Origin of the sequence: Trinickia sp., from assembly GCF_051953405.1 — a bacterium.
Lineage (GTDB): Bacteria > Pseudomonadota > Gammaproteobacteria > Burkholderiales > Burkholderiaceae > Trinickia.
In genome coordinates this window covers 18,527-37,036 of record NZ_JBQCIV010000146.1, presented here as the reverse complement: position 1 = coordinate 37,036, position 18,510 = coordinate 18,527, and the positions used below count along the sequence as shown (strand labels likewise).

The following is an 18,510-nucleotide window of genomic DNA, read 5'->3' as shown; positions in this document are numbered from 1 at the left end:
ACCGCACTCGGCCGATGCGAACGCCTCCCGCACCGCCGCGCCGATGCATATTCGCCGGCTGGCACCAAGATGCCGTGCTCAGCGTTAAACACCAATCGATAAATCCCGGTATTCATGATTCGTTTCGTGACGGTCGCGAAGCGATAAGTTGAGCGGAGCGGCGACGACAAAACGACAGATCGCCGGCTCCGCTTACGGACTAAGCAACTACGAGCAGTTCAATACCGCGAGACCGTTGATCAGCCCCACCGTCGGTGAATGCACGCCGTAGGAGACGACGAGGTAGGGTTTGGAGGCGTCGGGGCCTAAGAAGGTCGTGTAAATCGACGACCGAGTGCTGCGGGACGTAGACATCCCACCCAACGTCACGGCTTGCACGAACGTCTGGTCGAGATCGTTGCCGATCGAATATTGCAGCGACAGATCCACGCTATTTTCTGCGACACCTCGCCCATTCAAAGCGCCCGCTACCACAGCCGTCGCGCCCTTCAGCAAGCCGGGCACGGTATTGCCGTCGCTCGCTGTCGGACGCGTCGCAGCGACCAGCTTGCAGGTCATCGCTGTCCGCGCAAGTGTCATTTCGACCGGTGCACCGACCGCCCAAACTCGGCCTTGTTGTGCGTTGAACGTTTGCCCGGCCGAATCGCTGCCCGCCGTCCACCGGCCAATCGCGAACTGGCCATTACCCGCAATGTCGGTCACTGTCCCAGCCGACAAGCTCAGTGCCTCATTGCCCCAAGGCAGCGTGGTATAGGCCCCCGGGGCCTGCGATTTCGACGCAAATGCAGGCGCACTCCGCGAGCCGAAACGAACCGTGCCTTGCGGAACCGAGCCATCAGGTGACCACGTCACCGGCGGCGTGACGACTTTAATCGTCTTGATGTCATTCGAAAGCGCAATCGACTGCCCCTCGACCTTAATCGCCGCGGGCGGTCCGCCATTGATCGCCGCGTTCGCCACGGCATCAGGCTGACCCGCGCCGCCTTTGCCGTCGCCCCCGCAAGCACTCAAGCTCAATGCGGCAAATATCGCCACACTCCCTACCAACGTCTTCTTATCACTGCACTGCCCGATTCCGTTTTTCATACTCCGATTTCCCTCATGCAAAGTTGCTGACCGTTGAAAATGACGCGGAAATCCGCGCCGCTTGCCTAAAATCCGAAGCCCTAGAAGAGCGTGCTGATTTGAAATAGAAACGTCGGCGAACCGCTGATCCCCGCTGGCCTCGACAACGGCCATCCCACCGATAGGTCGTAAATCAAAGCGGTGCCCAAGGCAGACTTAGGCGCAATGTGTCCCCTTGCACCGAGCACGGCGCCCGCCAAGGTCTGACCGGTCAAGAACTCGGCCGCACGACCTCTGACTCGCCCCAGATCGACACCGCCATAGAGGGATTGGGTGCCGATCGCTGTCGGCAGATACCAATCCAATTCGTTGGAAATCGCCCACCCGCTCTCGGCTGCGAGCGTGACCTGCTGATTGAAGCCCCGTACCGAATAGCGCGTGCCGATCGTGAAAAAGTCGGCGGGCGCCAGCGGCGTACGCGCGTTCTGCGTGTTCCAGTCGAACTGATAGGAAAACGACTGATTGCCGATCTTGAAGGGAAACTGCGCACCGAGATTCGCGACTGCGATTGCAGTCTTGCCATCGAAATCCGATGCATCGAGCACCATGCCCGGGTTGCTCGACAAACCGGGAAGCGAGGCTCGCCACGCAATCGCTGCGTTCAACACGACGTTGCCGATGTACTGCCGGTGCGATATCCCCAGCTCGTACCCCATGACATCGCGAGTTTGGGCCGGCAGGTCGACACCGTCGAAGGTGTTGCGGTTGATTCGGTGATGGAGGTCGCCGTGTACTTCCGTGCGCGCGCTCGCGTTCCGGAAAATCACGCCGGACAGCCCCGCCTGAAGCTGGGATTGCACACCGCTATATTGGAGAGGCCCTTCGAACGCCGGAACCGTTTGCTCATAGCGCGATCGGCTCGCGCCCAAGGAAGCCATCGCATAACCGATCGGTACGCTGTAGTTCGCCGCGACGGACTGGGTTCCCTCGCCCGCCGCACCGAAATTCGCGTTTGTCGCGCCTGCAATTTGCAGTTGGTCGTATAGATGCAGAGGCGAATCGTAGGTCAGCGATCCCGACAGCCCCGTCTTACCGGTCGAGTTCAAGCCGGCATTGTCGACGCCCAACACCACATGCCAGCGCTTGCCTACGCCGGGATGCAACACGAGGTCGGATTCGCCTTGGCCGGCACCCGGGGCAATGTCGAAGGTCGCATCCGACTGTGAGCGCAAGCGACGCAGGTTTTCGAGCGCTTGGTCGATATCTCGCTGGTTCAGCAGCTTACCCGGCGCGGTGGGCAGCGCCGTGCGCGACCAACCGATCGTCGCACCCTCGCTTCGGATGTGGCCCAAGCGCCCTGGCACGACCGCCAATAGCAACGTTCCAGACTGCAAAGACTGGCTCGGAACCAGGACACGCGAGGTCAAGTAGCCGCGCTCGATCAACGCGTTATTGGCGGCGTCCTGGACTCGCTTGAGCGCAGTCTTGCCGACGCACTGACCGACAACCGGTTGCAGGAAGCGCCCGAGCCAACCGAAGGTGCTGTCGTCGAGAACGAGCCGTTCGATTGTGAAACAGGGATTGTCGACGGGAAGACGCGCAAGGCCGACGGCGGGTGCCGAATCGCCAGCCGGCGAGAGTATGGTCGGCCGGGGATTCAGCTCCTTTGTCGCCTCGAGTTGCTGTTGCTGCAACCGCTGAATTTGCGCGCCCGGTGCGTTGTCGGAAGACGGCCCCCCTTGCGCCAACGCGGACACGCTCAGCCATGCCGACGCCCACCCGGCCGCCACTTTTCGCGTCCTCATCGGCGTCGACCTCTCGCGCCGTTTCCATTGCCTGACATCAAGCGCACGCAGCCACCCGCCTCTTACCGAAAAACGCGAATCTACAGTCGGCGCTTTCGATTCTTCGCAGTGGCCGCAAAAATTCAGACGGAGGGAAACAACGCTGCGAGCCGACGGAACCAGCCGCTCGACAAACGCGCATCCATTACCTCCCGCGTAATCGACGCGCGTCGTCCGATATCCGATGCTTCAGTCCAAGCGACGAGCAGCCCGCATGCAACGAACCGAGCACACGAGCCCGCCCGCCGCCCCGGCTTATGCCGTCACCCTAACCCCCGCGTTTTGGAGAAAGACATGACTGCCCACCTCGACCTAGTGGACCGCTATTTCGCCGCCTGGAACGAAACGGATGCCCCGCGCCGACGCGATTTGATCGCGCGCACCTGGGCCGACGATGCCTCCTACGTCGACCCACTGCTCGCCGGCGAAGGACACGAAGGCATCGACGCGATGATCGGCGCCGTGCACGAGCGCTTTCCGGGGCATAAATTCCGGCTCAGTACCGACGTCGACGGTTTCGGCAATTACGTGCGCTTTTCTTGGCACCTCGTCGCGCCGAGCGGCGACGCGATCGTGAAAGGCTCCGATTTCGGCGTCGTGGATGCCGCGGGGCGATTCAAAAGCGTGACCGGGTTCTTGGACGCCGCGCCGCAGGCAGCGTGAACCCGCACGAAGACGCGAGAAGAATGGCGAAGCGGCTGCGAAGCGAGCAGCCGCTGCGCCGTCAATCGCCTACCGCGATCTTAAGCGTCTCTTTGATTTCCTCCATGACGACGTAGCTTTTGGACTGCACGGCACCGGGGAGTTGGAGAAGGATGTCGCCGAGCAGCTTGCGGTAATCGGCCATCTCGCCGATCCGCGCCTTGATGAGGTAGTCGAATTCGCCCGAGACCAGATGGCATTCGAGCACTTCGGGGATCTTCTGCACTTCGCGCCGAAACTGGTCGAACATGTTGCCCGACTTGTTGCCGAGCGTGATCTCGACGAACACGAGCAGTGCCGCGCCGAGTTGCGCCGGATCGACGCGCGCGTAGTAGCCCGTGATGACCCGGTCGCGCTCCATGCGCTTCACGCGCTCGATGCAGGGGGTGACGGTCAGCCCGACGCGCTCGGCCAGATCCTTCATGGCGATGCGCCCGTCTTCCTGCAGTATTTTGAGGATGTTGCGGTCGAGCTTGTCGAGCTTGCGGATCGGCTGACGTTCCGTTCTCATCGATTTTCACCCAAAAATCCAAAAACTACAGGAACAAAAACTGCTTTTGTCGCAATAGTATAGCGCCATAAACTGGTTAGATCGGTATGTGGGAGCAACTATGCGAGTCGTCGTTTTGGGCAGTGGCGTCGTCGGGGTGACTAGCGCGTATTATCTGGCGCGCGCGGGCCACGAAGTGACGGTGGTCGATCGTGAAGCCGGCCCGGCGCTCGATACGAGCTTCGCGAACGCCGGGCAGATTTCGCCCGGATATGCATCGCCGTGGGCCGCTCCCGGCGTACCGATCAAAGCAGTGAAGTGGATGTTCCAGAAGCACGCGCCTCTCGCAATCCGTCTGGACGGCACGCAGTTCCAATTGCGCTGGATGTGGCAGATGCTGCAAAACTGCACCGCCGAGCGCTATGCCGTCAATAAAGGCCGGATGGTGCGCCTCGCCGAATACAGTCGCGACTGTTTGCAGGCGTTGCGCGCCGATACCGGTATCCAATACGAAGGCCGTACGGGCGGCACGCTGCAAGTGTTTCGCACGCAGCAGCAGCTCGACGGCGCACAAAAAGACATCGCCGTGCTGAAGGACGCCAACGTGGCGCATGAGCTCTTGAGCCCCACCGAACTCGCGCGTGCCGAGCCGGCGCTCGCCGCTGTTTCGCACAAGCTCACAGGCGGCCTGCGGTTGCCTGGCGACGAAACGGGCGACTGCCAGTTGTTCACCACGCGTTTGGCTGCGCTCGCGCAGTCGCTCGGTGTGAAGTTCCGCTTCAATACGTCGATCGACGCCCTCGAAATGGCGGGCGGCCGCATCGCCGGCGTGCGGTGCGGCACTGAAACGTTGCGTGCCGATGCGTTTGTCGTCGCGCTCGGCTCGTACTCCACGCAATTGCTGTCGGGCATCGTGAAGATCCCCGTCTACCCGCTCAAGGGCTACTCGATCACGGCGCCGATCGTCGATGCGGCGAAGGCGCCGGTGTCGACGGTGCTGGACGAGACCTACAAGATCGCGATCACGCGCTTCGACGATCGGATTCGCGTCGGCGGGATGGCGGAGATCGTGGGCTTCGACAAGAAGCTGCGTCAGGCGCGCCGCCAGACGCTCGAAATGTGCGTCAACGATCTGTTCCCGGGCGGGGGCGATACGCGCCAAGCGTCGTTCTGGACGGGGCTGCGTCCGATGACGCCGGACGGCACGCCTGTTGTCGGCCGCACGCCGGTGTCGAATCTCTTCTTGAACACGGGGCACGGCACGCTCGGCTGGACGATGTCGTGCGGGTCGGGGCAATTGCTCGCCGATCTGATTTCGGGCCGTCGTCCGGCAATCCAATCGGACGATCTCTCGGTTCATCGTTATCTCGGCGACCTCGGCAGCACCGGGCAACCTGCTTACGCGTAACGGCTCGCGCATACCCTCAGTAGCCGGAAGTGAGACGAGCGGCGCCCTAACCGGGCGCCGTTTGTTTTTTGGATAGGCGGACGCCTTTTGGTTGATCCGCTTCCTCCGGTCCAACCGGTGGATCTTTGTATATGCAAAGGCGCCGATCGTCGACATCGGGCCAGGATCGGGAAACTTGTAGCGTCGACTGCCGGAAGGGCGTCCGCCCCGCCCGGCAGCAGGACCATGTTGCCCTGCTCGGCAGCAGTCGGCCAGGACCGGACGCGCCACGGGGTCCGGTTTGCCAGCTTCGTTCGCGACGATCACCCCAGCTCAAACGACGTCACCCCAAATACGCGATCGATCTCAATCGCGGGTGCGTCCTTCGTGTACATCCGCGCGGTTTCGAAGACGCTCGTCATACCGTGCCGTTCGGCCAGCGCGACAGCCGCGGGATTCGTTTCAGGCACGTCAAGCACCATGATCTCGCCGGGCATGCGGGCCGCCAGCGCGCGAAACAATCCAGTGGCGACGCCGGCGTCGTCGGCGAAGAGCGGGCCGATTTTGCAGCCTGCCCTGCAGCGGCGCACGACACCGTATCCGGCGACACGGCCAGCGTCGACAGTGGCGAGCGCAACCGCATCCGGCTGCGCGATCCAGGCGGACACGAAACGCTCGCGCGCTGCGGGAAAACACCGCCGATCGTAGGCAAGCAACTGCTCGAACGGCACGTCGGTCGCCGCCACCACATGCGCGCAGCCGATGCCGTCCACGCGCCCCTGATAGCGGATGTTCCGGTACGCAAGCCGGAATCCGGACTTCCGGTAGTTCGCTTGCTGGGCAACGACACCATCGAGACCGACGTTGCGGTCTCCAAGGTAGCGCATGCCGTGCTGCCAGATATGCATACCGAAGCCTCTGCCGCGAAACTCGGGTTTCACGATGTAGAGACCGATGAAGCCAAAGCACTCGTCGTAGGCGACGGCGGCGAGGCACGCAACCGGTTCGCCGCGCCAAACGCCGACGAAGAAGCCGGCCGGGTCGGCTTCTCTGAAACAGTGCGGGTCATGCCAGCCGGGGTTCCATCCTTCCGCAGCCGCCCATTCGACCGACATGGCCACCTCACCGGCCGACATCGTGCGCACGATGAAGTCTCCGCTTTGATCCATGGTTCGCCCCCTGTTGCGGCGCTCAAGATTGCTGCCTCGCGTGACGGCAAATGCATCGGGGAAGTGCCGGCGGCGGCCAGCCAAATGACGGAACAGACCGTGCAATCATGAGCCAAGCCAGGGCTGCCGGACGAAAACGATTTCCCGGATTTCACATACTCTCGAGCCGTTGCTGCTGATCGAGGCATGATAATCCCGAGCGCGGGTAGCCGCCCTCGAATGTCCGAACGGGACCGGCTGCAACCGGTCGCCTTCGAGCGTATCAGGCAGTTGCCGGCCACAACCGGACCGTCGACAAGCTGCAGGGGATCGTCAACAATCGGTAGCGGTACCGAGGCCACGATCGAGAGTTGGAATGAAGAATCTTGGAATCACGCTCCGTGCGGTGACGCCTGCCGATGAGCCGTTTCTGTTCGATTTGCGTGCAGTGACGATGGACGAGCACCTAAAACGCGCTGGCGAGCCCACCGACGAGCGTACTCACTGGGACCGTGTTCGGTATCGCTACAACGACTCTTGCATAGTTTGCTGCGGGTCCGAAGAAATCGGACTTTTCAAATCCCTTCGGGACATGAATGAGTGGGCCATCGTGCAAATTCAGATTTTGCCCACGTATCAGGGGCGCGGCATCGGGACGCATCTGGTCCGTGAATTTCTACGGCTGGCAGACGTCGCCGATGTACCTGTCAAGCTGAGCGTTTTAAAAGGGAATCCGGCGATAAACCTTTACCATCGCTTCGGGTTTCGCGTGATAAACGCGACTGACACGTCGTTGCAGATGAGACGCGGATAGACGGCGGTCGGCGGCCAATATGAGACATCCGGCAGGAGCGCGTCAATTGTTGACAACCGCAACCTCCACGCATCGCGCATCGGTCCGTGACCGCCGTTCGTTCGCTCGTGCTACGATTCGCGATGTCTGAATGGCAAACGAAAACAGGCATTGACCACCCCGTAGCGAACTGCAACAGACCCCACTCAAATAATGTACGCAGCTGCCTGGCCTCCCTCGAAAACGCACTGAAAGCCTGTGTCGATGCAGTGTTGCATCCGCCTTGGCATTCGTCCCGGACCTGTTGTCAATAGCAGTCCGGGGATGTCGCTCGAATCGACTTATCGCGTCCAGATTCGTGCGATCGCACTTTCACGAGACCACTATATGCGTATTTTCAATACGATGGCGGCTCACGCCATCCCGCTCGTCCCCCGTTCGCTGATCCGTAAGATTTCGCGCCGCTATATCGCTGGCGAAACGCTTTCCGATGCCCGCGTGCGCATCCACGCGCTCCATGCAGCAGGCTTCCGAACGACCGTCGATGTGTTGGGCGAGACTGCGTCGACGTCAGATCAGGCAGAGTCGATGACTCGCGACTATCTCGATCTCATTCAAGCGCTTGGCCTGCAAAACGAGCCCGCCGAGCTGTCGATAAAACTGACCGCCCTGGGGTTGCATCTCGACGAAAACGCATGCATGGCGCGCGTCGCGTTGATCCTACGAGCGGCGGCAGCGCAGGGAATCAGCGGGTGCATCGACATGGAGGACATCAGTTGCACCCAGAAAACACTCGACGCGTTCTTGAAGCTCGAAGCCGACGCATATCCAATCGGAATCGCACTGCAAGCGTATTTGACGCGTACGAACGATGACATCGTTCCGCTAAAGGCTCGCAAGAGCCGCATGCGCATTTGCAAGGGAATTTATGCAGAGGCAAATGAACATCTCGTCGCCGGTGCATCGAGAGATCGGACAGCGATCAACGCGCACTTTGTTCGGCACGTTTCGAGCGCGATTCAGGCGGGATCGTTCGTGGGCATCGCAACCCACGATGCACAATTGATCAATTCGCTAACCAACTGGCTGCAACGCGAGCAGGTCGATAGGTCACGATTTGAGTTCCAGATGTTGCTGGGGGTTTGCGAACCGCTGCGTGATGCTTTGCTTGCGCAAGGATTTAACGTGCGCGTCTACGTGCCATATGGTCATGACTGGTACGGCTACAGCACCCGGCGAATCAAGGAGAACCCACGAATTGCCGGATATATCCTGTCGGCGATGATACGTCGCGATCGGACTCGCTAGCCGTCACAGCACGCACCGTGGATCGGGACCGACCAGATGGGTGGTTCCGGTTTGAACGGCAGCTTCCGAGACGGCCGACTGACCGCTCCGCGTCGTCTTCGGCCCCGCAACAACCAACAATCGGCGCCGAAACCCCAACCACTCGATCCGCGACATCGCACCAACGCTCAATCGAACAAACGCCGCGGAAACGACGAAGGGGCGCATCCGCCCCTTCGTCCGCACACATCACGCCGCACGCCCCGCGGCGGCGCTACCCGCTCAGCCCAAAGCGTTCACGAGTTCCGGCACAACCGTAAACAAATCGCCCACCAGACCATAATCCGCCACGCTGAAAATCGGCGCTTCGGGATCCTTGTTGATCGCGACGATCACCTTCGAATCCTTCATCCCGGCCAAGTGTTGAATCGCGCCCGAGATGCCGACCGCCACATAAAGCTGCGGCGCGACGATCTTGCCCGTCTGGCCCACTTGGTAATCGTTCGGCACATAGCCCGCGTCCACGGCTGCGCGCGAGGCGCCCAGCGCCGCACCAAGCTTGTCCGCCAACGGCTCCAACACTTTCGTGTAGTTCTCGCCGCTGCCGAGGCCTCGGCCGCCCGACACAATGATGTTCGCGCTCGTCAGCTCCGGACGGTCCAGCTTCGTCACTTCGCGGTTCACGAACTGCGACACGCCACGATCGGCCGCCGCTTCGATCTTCTCGACCGCTGCGCTACCGCCTTCGGCTGCGACCGCGTCGAAGCCCGTCGCACGCACCGTGATCACCTTGATCGCATCGCCCGATTGCACCGTGGCAATCGCGTTGCCCGCATAGATCGGTCGCTCGAACGTATCGGCCGACACAACCGCCGTGATTTCGCTGATCTGCGCCACGTCCAGCTTCGCGGCCACGCGCGGCGCCACGTTCTTGCCGTAGGCCGTCGCCGGCGCCACGATGTGCGAGTAGTCCTTCGCGATGTTCAGCACCGTCGCTTCGACGTTTTCCGCCAGGCCTTCGGCCAGTTGCGGCGCATCGGCCAGCAGCACCTTCGCCACGCCGGCAATCTTCGCCGCCGCGTCGGCCGCGCCTTGCGCGTTGTGGCCCGCGACCAGCACATGCACATCGCCGCCGATCTTCTGTGCGGCAGCAACGGTGTTCAGCGTCGCGCCCTTGATCGACGCGTTGTCGTGTTCGGCAATAACCAGAATCGTCATTTGTCTCGCTCCCTCTTACAGCACCTTGGCTTCGGTCTTCAACTTCTCGACCAGCGTCTGAACGTCCGGCACCATCACGCCGGCACTGCGCTTCGGCGGCTCGGCCACCTTCAGCGTCTTCAAACGGGGAGCGACGTCCACGCCGAGGTCTTCCGGCTTGATCGTTTCGAGCGGCTTCTTCTTCGCCTTCATGATGTTGGGCAGCGTCACGTAGCGCGGCTCGTTCAGGCGCAAGTCCGTCGTCACCACGGCCGGCAGGCTCAACGTCAGCGTCTCGGCACCGCCGTCGACTTCGCGCGCCACCGTGGCCTTGCCGTCGGCGATCGTCACCTTCGAGGCGAACGTCGCTTGCGGCAGGTTCGCCAGCGCGGCCAGCATCTGGCCCGTCTGGTTCGAGTCGTCGTCGATCGCTTGCTTGCCCAAAATCACGAGCTGCGGCTGTTCCTTGTCGACGAGCGCTTTGAGCAGCTTCGCCACGGCCAACGGCTGGAGATCTTCGTTCGATTCGATCAGGATCGCGCGATCGGCACCGATCGCCAGCGCCGTGCGCAGCGTTTCCTGGCACTGCGCCACGCCCGCCGACACCGCCACCACTTCCGTGGCCACGCCCGCTTCCTTCAGACGAACCGCCTCTTCCACGGCGATTTCGTCGAACGGGTTCATCGACATCTTCACATTCGCAATATCGACGCCCGTGCCGTCCGACTTCACCCGGAGCTTGACGTTGTAGTCGACCACGCGCTTGACAGGCACCAAAATTTTCATGCACACGCTCCAAAGTTACGAATACGTCAACCCAGCGGCCATTATAGCGACAGCGCATGCTGCGGCCGCACTCGCCGACGGTTCGGCAAAGCCCCAATGGGCAAATTGCCGCAGCCGTGCGGCCCGGATGCCTCATCTCCCCGAGGCGACGCGCCTTAGAATAACGAACGATCGTTTTATTTTAATGATGAAGCGGCCCGGGCGCCAAGCCCGGGTTTCGACCAACGCCTCTAACGCCTCCAGCACCGCTAACGCCCTTAACCTCTACGCTCGCCCCGTTCACCGATGGCTCAACCGCCGCACGAGCCAATCGCCGAACGACTGGACAAGCTGCACGAAGACGATGAGGATCACGACGACGGCCACCATCACTTCCGGCAAGAACCGCTGATAGCCGTAGCGAATCCCGAGATCGCCCAACCCGCCGCCGCCGATCGCGCCGGCCATCGCCGAGTAGCCCACGAGCGACACGAACGTGATCGTGAGGCCGGCGACGATGCCCGGCAACGCTTCGGGCAGCAAGACCTTGAAAACGATTTGGCGCGTGGTCGCGCCGAGCGCTTCGGCCGTTTCGATCAGCCCGCGATCGACTTCCCGCAGCGCCGTCTCGACGAGCCGCGCGAAAAACGGCGCGCAGGCGATCGTCAAAGGCACGACGGCGGCAGCCGTCCCGATCGAGGTACCGACGATCACGCGCGTGAGCGGAATCACGGCCACGAGCAAAATAATGAACGGCGTCGAACGGACGGCATTGACGGTCAGTCCCATCACGCGGTTCGCCGCGACGCTTTGCAGTACCCCGCCGCGATCGGTCAGGAACAGCAGCACGCCGAGCGGCAAGCCCGCGAGCGCGCCTACCACCCCCGAGATGCCCACCATCACCAGCGTTTCCCAAAACGACTGAACGAACATCGAGGACATTTCACTGAACATGCGAGAGCTCCTCGACAACGACGCCTTGCTCGCGCAAGAAATGAAGGGCGGCACTCAATTGCTCCGGCTCGCCGTCGGCCAGCACGGCGAGCGAGCCGAACGCACGCCCCTGAATCTCGTCCACCTGACCGTGAAGGATATTGAAGTCGAGTTCGTAGCGACGGATCGTCTCGGACAAAATCGGGCGCTCCACGCCGCCACCGGCGAAAGCGAGCCGCAGTAGCTGGCCCTCGCCCGCCTCGATGTGCGCCGCGACCCGCGCCTTGACGGCGCTCGGCAGCTCGTGCGCGATGACGTCGCCGAGCAACGCGCGTGTCACGGCGTGGCGAGGCTTTAAGAAAACGTCGACGACATTGCCCTCCTCCACCACGCGCCCCGCATCGAGCACGGCAACGCGATCGCACACGTCCTTGATCACTTCCATCTGGTGCGTGATGAGCACGATCGTCAAACCGAGTTCGCGATTGATGCGCTTGAGCAATTCGAGGATCGAACGCGTCGTTTCGGGATCGAGCGCGGAGGTGGCCTCGTCCGACAACAGCACCTTGGGCCGGCTCGCCAACGCGCGAGCAATCCCGACACGCTGTTTCTGCCCTCCGCTGATGCGCGAGGGATAGCGATCTTTGAGCGCCGTCAGGCCGACCAATTCGAGTAGCGGCAAAACCGTCGCTTCGATCTGCGCGCGCTTCATGCCCGCCAGTTCGAGCGGCAGCGCGACATTGTCGAACACCGTGCGCGAACTGAGCAGATTGAAATGCTGAAAGACCATCCCGATTTCGCGCCGCGCCTCGCGCAGTTGCGGCGCCGAGAGCGTATTGAGCGCCTTGCCGTCTACGATGACTTCGCCCGCGCTTGGCCGGGAAAGCAGATTGATCGTGCGCACGAGCGTGCTCTTGCCCGCGCCGCTGCGGCCGATGATGCCGAAAATCTGGCCTGCGGAAATCGTGAGAGTGATGTCGTGCAGCGCGTCGACCCAGCCGTTAGGGCCAGCGAAGCGCTGCGAGAGATGACGAAGTTCGATCATGAAAAAAAAAAAAACGGCGCAGGCGTCAACCGGGGACGCGAGCATGCGCCGCCCGAACGGTCGCCGTGACTGCAACGAGAGGAAAAATGGCGAAAGTCCGATTTTATCGCGTCGCACAAATGCGGTTTAATAATTAATCGCCACGCCTTAATGACTTCTGGCTATTAGAGGCGCACGTCGTCGGCGACCGGTCGTGGCGGCTCGCGCCAGCGGCTATGATCCAGCGCAAACGACGCAGACAACGAAGAGGGAGACAAGCGATGTCGACGACGAGTCCGCCGCCACACAGTGCGCGCGCAGCCGCGACGAACAGCCGCAGCGGCATGCAGCCCGTCCCGACCGGCTCGGTCCGAACGATCGACGGCCTCGAACTCGCACTGTACCGCTGGCCTGCTGCCGAGCCGGTGCGAGCCACGGTCGCGCTGCTGCATGGGCTAGCCGAGCATGCGGGCCGCTACGCGGCACTCGCCGAACGGCTCGCGGCCGCGGGCATCGAGCTTGTCGCGATCGATTTGCGCGGGCATGGCCGATCGCCGGGCGAACGCACCTGGGTCGCGTCCTTCGACGCCTATTTGGATGATGCCCAAGCCTTGCTCGACGCCGCCGCGCGCCCCGGGACACCGCTATTACTGATGGGCCATAGCATGGGCGGCACCATCGCGACCTGCTTCGCGATCGAGCGGCTCGCGGCTTTCGCCGATCGAACCCACCCCGTCTCGGGCCTCATTCTGTCGAGTCCCGCGCTAGCGCCCGGCAAGGATGTCCCGCGTTGGATGCTCGCCGCGAGCCGCGCCGTGAGCCGCCTATGGCCGCGCTATAAGGCCATGAAGATCGAGGCCGCGCTACTCTCGCGCGACCCGCTCGCGGTCGAAGCGAACCGCACCGATCCGCTCGTGCATCATGGCGCCGTCCCCGCGCGCACGGGCGCTGAGATTCTCGCCGCCATGGAACGTATCGAACGCGGGCGGGCGTCGTTGCGCCTGCCGGTCCTGGTCTATCACGGGACGGCCGACAAACTGACCGAACCCGCGGGCAGCCGTGCATTCGCCACCCACGTCGGCTCGCCCGATTGCACGCTCACGCTCTACGAGGGCGCCTATCACGAAACCATGAACGACCTCGACCGCGATAGCGTCATCGACGCTTTGACGCAGTGGATCCTCGCGCATGCCTGACGACCCAGGTAGGAGAAAGCCCGCGTAGAGGCGGCGCGTCAAGCGTTCCAGTTCGGTTTGCGTTTTTCGACGAACGCCTGCATGCCTTCCTGCGCGACGGGATCGGCCGCATTGCAAGCGATCGCCTGGTCCGCCATCTGATACGCCGCTTCGATGCCCGCCTCCAACTGCCGATAGAAGAGCGACTTGCCCAGCCGCACGGCGGCGGGCGGCTTGTCGCAGATGCGCTTGGCGAGCGCCGCGACATCGGTGTCGAGCGCATCGAGCGGAGTCATGTGATTGATGAGGCCGAGTTCGCGCGCCTTGGCCGCATCGATGAAATCGCCGGTCACAAGCATCTCGAACGCCGCCTTGCGCGGAACGTTGCGCGAGAGCGGCACGGCCGGCGTCGAACAGAACAAGCCGTAGTGAATGCCCGACGTGGCGAATCGCGCCGTATCGGCAGCCACAGCGAGATCGCACATCGCGACGAGTTGGCAACCGGCTGCAGTCGCGATGCCCTGCACACGGGCGATGACGGGCTGCGGCATCCGCTGAATCGTCATCATGAGCGCGGAGCAGCGCGCGAACAGCTTTTGATAGAACTCGGGCGAAGGCGTCGCGCGCAGCTCCTTCAAGTCATGACCCGCGCAGTAGGCGCGCCCTTCCGCCGCGAGCACCACGACGCGCTCGTCCGATCGAGCGATCGCCGCGAGCGTCGCCTGCAGTTCGTCGATGAGCTGCTCGGATAACGCGTTGAAGGCGTCGGGACGATTGAGCGTCACGCGAACGACGCCGGGCAATCCATAAGCGGCATACTCCACGCGCACCCAATCGGAAGCGGGCGAACCGCCGGAGGGGGAAGACGATGCGGAAGGATTCATGATGAGCTGACCCTCGAAGCGATGAAAGGCGGCCGTCGAATTCCGTACCGACTGCCGAGATGCGGCCGGCTGCGTCGGTGCGTCAAATGCCGGCCAATGCACGCACGTGCGCGACGACGCTGCGTCCGAGCGCCGATAAGTTGTAGCCGCCTTCGAGGCAGCTGACGATCCGTCCGCTCGCATGACGATCGGCGACGCGTCGAATCTGTTCCGTGATCCATGTGTAGTCGTTTTCAACGAGCCCCATGTTGCCCAGATCGTCCTCGCGATGCGCGTCGAATCCCGCCGAGACGAAGATCATCTCCGGCTTGAACGCCTCCAGCCGCGGCAGCCAGAGCATATCGATCGATTCGCGCACGGACGAACCCGGCGTGCGCGCCGGCATCGGCAAGTTGACCATGTTCGGTGCCTGATTGTCCGCGCCGCTGAACGGATAGAACGGATGCTGAAAGAAGCTGCACATGAGCACGCGCTCGTCGCCGGCGAAAGCGGCCTCGGTCCCGTTGCCATGGTGCACGTCGAAATCGACGATGGCGACGCGCGCGAGGCCGCGCACTTCGAGCGCATGGCGCGCCGCGATCGCCACGTTGTTGAAGAAGCAAAAGCCCATCGCACGCGCCGGCTCCGCGTGGTGCCCCGGCGGACGGACGCTGCAAAACGCACTGTCGTAGCGGCCGTCGATCACCGCGTCGGTCGCCGCCACTGCCGCGCCGGCCGCGCGCAATGCCGCTTGCCACGTATGCAGGTTCATCGCCGTATCGGGATCGAGCCACGTGTAGCCTTCGCGGGGCGCACTGCGTTCGACGAAATCGATGTGCGCCCGCGTGTGAACGCGCGCAATATCGGCGATGTCGGCGAGCGGTGCGCTCTCGCGCTCGATCAATTCGCCGATGCGGCTCGCGATCAACTGATCCTCGATCGCTGCAAGACGCTCCGGGCATTCCGGGTGCCCCGGCCCCATCTCGTGCAACAAGCAATCGGGGTGTGAGTACAAAGCGGTTGCCATGGTCGTTCGTTCGCCGCGGGCGCGGCCTGTCTCCAAAGTGGCTTCGTCGGCCTCGGCCATCGGTCGGGCCAAGATCGGACTACGTTACCACACGCGGCCCGCGCGTTTGCTCCTGCCCAGCCGCCGGCGCCCCTTTTGCGCCGGGCATAGCGCGAGCCGGTGCCTGCGATGTGGGGCGAAGCACGTCGTGCCCCAGCTCGCGGCGCGACAATCGCTTCGCGACGGTTCCGCCACGCGCGGCCGTTCGTTATACTGCGCCGAACCCTTGCCCTCGCCTTCCTATGACCGGACAACACGCTTCACCCGCAGCAAGAGCGCGACGCCTCGCCGTGCTCGTCGCCTTGGCGCTCGGCGCCGCCGCTTCCTGGCAGAACGCTTGCGCGCAAAACCGCCCGCCGGCTTCCAAGCCCGCCAAGCACGCCGCCCGTATCGCGCAGAACCAGGCAACGCAACCGGCCCAATCCGGACAATCGGCACAGTCGGGATCGACGTTCGAGGAAGAAATCATCCCGCAGCGCTACGCCGACAACGCGGACGTCAACGCATTCATCGACGACATGGTCGCGCGCTACGATTTCGACCCGAAGGCGCTGCATGCCCTCTTTGCCGGCGTCAATTACTCGCAGACGGCGGTCAAGCTCGTCACGCCGGCACCCAAGGCATTCGTGAAGAACTGGCGCACGTACCAGGCGCGATTCCTCGATCCCGTGCGCATCAACGCAGGCGCGAAGTTCTGGCGCGAGAACCGCGCCACGTTGCAACGCGCCTACGAGCAGTTCGGCGTGCCGCCGGAAGTCGTCATCGGCATCATCGGCGTCGAGACGATGTACGGGCACTACATGGGCAATTTCCGCGTGCTGGACGCGCTGACGACGCTCGCATTCGACTATCCGAACACGCCGAATCGCGCCGATCGCGAGATGACGTTCCGCAAGAACCTTGAGGACTACCTCGTTTGGACGCGCGACGCGCAAATCGATCCCGCGACGGTGCTCGGCTCGTATACCGGTGCGATCGGCATTCCGCAATTTCTGCCCAGTAGCATCGTCAAGTATGCCGTCGATTACGAAGGCAACCGGCACATCGACTTGCGCTCGAGCCCGGCCGATGCAATCGGCAGCGTGGCGAACTACCTCGCGCAGAACGGTTGGGAAACTGGGCGCCCGGTCGTTTGGCACATTGGATCGGACGCGGGCAGCCTCGGCATCGCACAGGCGGCCGCCGACGGACAACCGGAGCCGCACTGGCCGCTCGCGCAGTTGCTGCGAGCGGGCATGACGCTCGACGAGCCGGGGCTCGATCTGGCATCCGAAGACAGCACGCCGGTCACCGTCATCGACTTGCCGACGCCGGGACAGGCCACCCAGTACATGCTGGGACTGCAAAACTTCTACGTGCTCACGCGCTACAACCGCAGCTTCTTCTATGCCCTCGCGGTGTACGAACTCGGCCAACGCGTGAAAGCGCGCATCGACGCGGAAGATGGCAGCACGCGGGCGACCGGTTCGACAAGCGCACCGGCAGTGGTACCCGCGCCGGCTTCGGCGCCGTCGCCCGCGGCATTGCTAGGGGAACCCGCGGCGGCCGAGCCCTCGGTGCCAGCATCGGCACCGGCGTCGACATCAGCCCCTGCACAAGCACCGGCACCGGCACCTGCACCTGCGCCGACACAGCCGCCCGTACCCATGCCTGCACCGGCGCCGCAACAACCGCAGTAAGCGCTCGGCTCGACGGGGCGTGCCGCACAGCTGGCGGCACGTCCGCCACTCGAAGAGAGCGCGCTACGAATTCGGTCTCGCGCTCATCGGCGCAATCGCTACCCGCGGTTGCCGGCCGGCGCACCGACATGGCGTGGTGTTAGGCAGGAAACACGCCCGTCGATAGATAGCGATCGCCGCGATCGCAGACGATGAACACGATCGTCGCGTTCTCGACTTGGCGCGCGATGCGCAATGCCACCTCGCAAGCACCGCCCGACGAGATCCCGCAAAAGATGCCTTCGACCGCCGCCAAGCGACGCGCCATCGCTTCCGCCGCAGCCTGCGAGACGTTTTCGGTACGATCGACGCGTGCGCGATCGAATATCTTCGGCATGTAGGCTTCGGGCCACTTGCGGATGCCCGGGATACGCGAACCGTCCTCAGGCTGGGCGCCGATGATTTCGATCGCCGCGTTTTGCTCTTTCAGATAGCGCGACGTCCCCATGATCGTGCCGGTCGTCCCCATCGACGATACGAAGTGCGTCACCCGCCCCTCTGTATCGCGCCAGATCTCGGGGCCGGTGCCTTCGTAGTGCGCGACCGGATTGTCCGGGTTCGCGAATTGATCGAGGATGATGCCGCGGCCGTCGCGCTGCATCTGCTCGGCCAGATCGCGGGCGTACTCCATCCCGCCCTTGACGGGCGTGAGCACGATTTCCGCCCCGTAGGCGGCCATGCTTTGCCGCCGTTCGACCGACAAATCCTCCGGCAACAGCAACACCATCTTGTAGCCGCGAATCGCGGCGGCCATCGCGAGCGCGATGCCGGTATTGCCGCTCGTCGCCTCGATCAGCGTATCGCCCGGCTTGATCCGCCCGCGCGCCTCCGCCTTCTTGATCATCGATAGCGCCGGCCGATCTTTCACCGAGCCGGCGGGATTGTTGCCTTCGAGCTTGGCGAGGACGACGTTGTTCCGGCTGCGGATGTCATCGTCGGCCACACGGACGAGTTGGACGAGCGGCGTATTGCCGATCGTGTCTTCGATGGTTTTGTAGGGCATGTGTAATGCGCGCGGCGCGCCGTTGTCTTGAGCAGATATGAATGGGTTCG

17 protein-coding genes are annotated in these 18,510 nt (G+C 63.1%); 6 read left to right on the top strand and 11 right to left on the bottom strand.

Features of this window, described 5'->3' with window-relative positions; translation table 11 throughout:
- Positions 1-207: 207 nt before the first annotated feature.
- Together ACTHN9_RS26140 and ACTHN9_RS26135 are read right to left on the bottom strand one after the other, a co-directional pair.
- Complete coding sequence (locus ACTHN9_RS26140; RefSeq protein WP_440539717.1) at positions 208-1,239, bottom strand: hypothetical protein; 1,032 nt, start codon at positions 1,237-1,239, stop codon at positions 208-210.
- Positions 1,167-2,870 (bottom strand): ShlB/FhaC/HecB family hemolysin secretion/activation protein, encoded by a 1,704-nt coding sequence (locus tag ACTHN9_RS26135; protein WP_440539716.1) that lies wholly within the window; start codon positions 2,868-2,870, stop codon positions 1,167-1,169. The genes ACTHN9_RS26140 and ACTHN9_RS26135 overlap by 73 nt, the downstream gene beginning before the upstream one ends.
- 333 nt (positions 2,871-3,203) lie before the next feature.
- On the opposite strand from ACTHN9_RS26135, the gene ACTHN9_RS26130 reads away from it, so the two are divergent.
- Entirely contained in the window at positions 3,204-3,572 is a 369-nt protein-coding gene (locus tag ACTHN9_RS26130; RefSeq protein ID WP_440539715.1) for a nuclear transport factor 2 family protein, read from the top strand.
- Between the two features lie 61 nt (positions 3,573-3,633).
- Here ACTHN9_RS26130 and ACTHN9_RS26125 read toward each other — a convergent pair whose 3' ends face one another.
- Complete coding sequence (locus tag ACTHN9_RS26125) at positions 3,634-4,122, bottom strand: Lrp/AsnC ligand binding domain-containing protein (protein ID WP_440539714.1); 489 nt, start codon at positions 4,120-4,122, stop codon at positions 3,634-3,636.
- Between the two features lie 100 nt (positions 4,123-4,222).
- Between ACTHN9_RS26125 and ACTHN9_RS26120 the strand changes: the two genes are divergently transcribed.
- Positions 4,223-5,509, top strand: a complete 1,287-nt coding sequence (locus ACTHN9_RS26120) for a D-amino acid dehydrogenase (RefSeq protein WP_440539713.1) — start codon at positions 4,223-4,225, stop codon at positions 5,507-5,509.
- 302 nt (positions 5,510-5,811) lie between these two features.
- Here ACTHN9_RS26120 and ACTHN9_RS26115 read toward each other — a convergent pair whose 3' ends face one another.
- Entirely contained in the window at positions 5,812-6,657 is an 846-nt protein-coding gene (locus ACTHN9_RS26115) for a GNAT family N-acetyltransferase (protein WP_440539712.1), read from the bottom strand.
- A gap of 355 nt (positions 6,658-7,012) precedes the next feature.
- On the opposite strand from ACTHN9_RS26115, the gene ACTHN9_RS26110 reads away from it, so the two are divergent.
- Both ACTHN9_RS26110 and ACTHN9_RS26105 read left to right on the top strand, forming a co-directional pair.
- Positions 7,013-7,450, top strand: a complete 438-nt coding sequence (locus ACTHN9_RS26110) for an N-acetyltransferase family protein (RefSeq protein WP_440539711.1) — start codon at positions 7,013-7,015, stop codon at positions 7,448-7,450.
- A gap of 303 nt (positions 7,451-7,753) precedes the next feature.
- Positions 7,754-8,737 (top strand): proline dehydrogenase family protein, encoded by a 984-nt coding sequence (locus ACTHN9_RS26105; RefSeq protein ID WP_440539710.1) that lies wholly within the window; start codon positions 7,754-7,756, stop codon positions 8,735-8,737.
- Positions 8,738-8,998: 261 nt separating this feature from the next.
- Here ACTHN9_RS26105 and ACTHN9_RS26100 read toward each other — a convergent pair whose 3' ends face one another.
- The 4 genes from ACTHN9_RS26100 to ACTHN9_RS26085 all read right to left on the bottom strand — a co-directional run bounded on the left by ACTHN9_RS26100 (position 8,999) and on the right by ACTHN9_RS26085 (position 12,656).
- Positions 8,999-9,934, bottom strand: coding sequence for an electron transfer flavoprotein subunit alpha/FixB family protein (locus tag ACTHN9_RS26100; RefSeq protein ID WP_440539709.1), 936 nt, complete (start codon positions 9,932-9,934; stop codon positions 8,999-9,001).
- A gap of 15 nt (positions 9,935-9,949) precedes the next feature.
- Positions 9,950-10,699: an electron transfer flavoprotein subunit beta/FixA family protein gene (locus ACTHN9_RS26095; protein ID WP_440539708.1), complete on the bottom strand. Its 750-nt coding sequence runs from the start codon at positions 10,697-10,699 to the stop codon at positions 9,950-9,952.
- 279 nt (positions 10,700-10,978) lie between these two features.
- Positions 10,979-11,632: a methionine ABC transporter permease gene (locus ACTHN9_RS26090; protein ID WP_440539707.1), complete on the bottom strand. Its 654-nt coding sequence runs from the start codon at positions 11,630-11,632 to the stop codon at positions 10,979-10,981.
- On the bottom strand, positions 11,622-12,656 hold the full coding sequence (locus tag ACTHN9_RS26085) for a methionine ABC transporter ATP-binding protein (RefSeq protein ID WP_440539706.1): 1,035 nt from the start codon (positions 12,654-12,656) through the stop codon (positions 11,622-11,624). Before ACTHN9_RS26085 ends, ACTHN9_RS26090 begins: the two co-directional genes overlap by 11 nt.
- Before the next feature lie 323 nt (positions 12,657-12,979).
- Between ACTHN9_RS26085 and ACTHN9_RS26080 the strand changes: the two genes are divergently transcribed.
- The gene (locus ACTHN9_RS26080) at positions 12,980-13,831 is read left to right on the top strand and encodes a lysophospholipase (RefSeq protein ID WP_440539764.1); all 852 of its coding nucleotides are present in this window, start codon (positions 12,980-12,982) and stop codon (positions 13,829-13,831) included.
- 38 nt (positions 13,832-13,869) lie between these two features.
- Here ACTHN9_RS26080 and ACTHN9_RS26075 read toward each other — a convergent pair whose 3' ends face one another.
- Positions 13,870-14,694: an enoyl-CoA hydratase gene (locus tag ACTHN9_RS26075; protein WP_440539705.1), complete on the bottom strand. Its 825-nt coding sequence runs from the start codon at positions 14,692-14,694 to the stop codon at positions 13,870-13,872.
- An 82-nt stretch (positions 14,695-14,776) separates the two neighbouring features.
- On the bottom strand, positions 14,777-15,700 hold the full coding sequence (locus ACTHN9_RS26070; protein WP_440539704.1) for a histone deacetylase family protein: 924 nt from the start codon (positions 15,698-15,700) through the stop codon (positions 14,777-14,779).
- 281 nt (positions 15,701-15,981) lie between these two features.
- Here ACTHN9_RS26070 and mltB point away from each other — a divergent pair, with 281 nt between their 5' ends.
- Entirely contained in the window at positions 15,982-17,418 is a 1,437-nt protein-coding gene (gene mltB, locus ACTHN9_RS26065; protein WP_440539703.1) for a lytic murein transglycosylase B, read from the top strand.
- 139 nt (positions 17,419-17,557) lie between these two features.
- Here mltB and cysM read toward each other — a convergent pair whose 3' ends face one another.
- Positions 17,558-18,460 (bottom strand): cysteine synthase CysM, encoded by a 903-nt coding sequence (gene cysM, locus ACTHN9_RS26060; RefSeq protein WP_440539702.1) that lies wholly within the window; start codon positions 18,458-18,460, stop codon positions 17,558-17,560.
- Between the last annotated feature and the right edge of the window lie 50 nt (positions 18,461-18,510).